The organism is Salinimicrobium oceani (genome assembly GCF_012037645.1).
The window spans coordinates 1-563 of the sequence record NZ_JAAVJR010000299.1; the positions used below are offsets into that span (position 1 = coordinate 1).

Consider the following 563-nt stretch of genomic DNA (forward strand, 5'->3'; position numbering starts at 1 on the left):
TGTATAATGCCGTAGAATGAAGGCGAATTATTTCCCTTTTTTGAAGCTCTTTTGCTTCAGAAATTTCATCAAGATCAACACCAAATTTTTCATCATAACAAACCGGAATATGAAACAGGTGAGATTTAAAATTATCTAGTATCTTCGCCAGCTCAAGCTCCTCTTTCAGTTGCAAAAAGCCGTCATAAGCGTTTTCTATAGCATCAGGATAAGTGACTAATAATGAATGATATGTGTTGATCACCTCAACTCCTCCTTTAAGAAATTTTTCCTGAAGTATTTTTTGACAAACCAGCACTTTTTTAAGCACTTTTTCACTGATCTCCGGCTCAAACTGAAGCAGAATTGCCTGCTCCCCCATCCTGGATATCTTTGGAAATACCTGCATTAACCTCTTGAAATTTTTACATTTTTGGCACCCAATTCTGCGTGTAAATATTGAAGAATTTCTACCGAATTTGGCGTGTCACTATGAAGACAAAATGTGGTGGCGCAAGTGCCTATTTTTTCCCCTTTTGGAGTGCTTATTTTTCCCTCTAAGATCATGGCCAAAAGATGCTTTA

Annotated in this window: 2 protein-coding genes; both read right to left on the reverse strand. The window is 37.1% G+C overall.

Translation table 11 applies throughout. The features are described from left to right. On the reverse strand, positions 1 to 388 hold a 388-nt coding region (locus tag HC175_RS16835; RefSeq protein WP_168139508.1), incomplete at its 3' end, for a carboxyltransferase domain-containing protein. Then, positions 388 to 546 (reverse strand): LamB/YcsF family protein, encoded by a 159-nt coding sequence (locus HC175_RS24795; RefSeq protein ID WP_369074341.1) that lies wholly within the window; start codon positions 544 to 546, stop codon positions 388 to 390. The genes HC175_RS24795 and HC175_RS16835, both read right to left, overlap by 1 nt. Between the last annotated feature and the right edge of the window lie 17 nt (positions 547 to 563).

Coding starts and splice junctions, on each gene's coding strand:
- HC175_RS24795 (WP_369074341.1), bottom strand. CDS start 546: ATGATCTTAGAGGGAAAAATAAGCACTCCAAAAGGGGAAAAAATAGGC.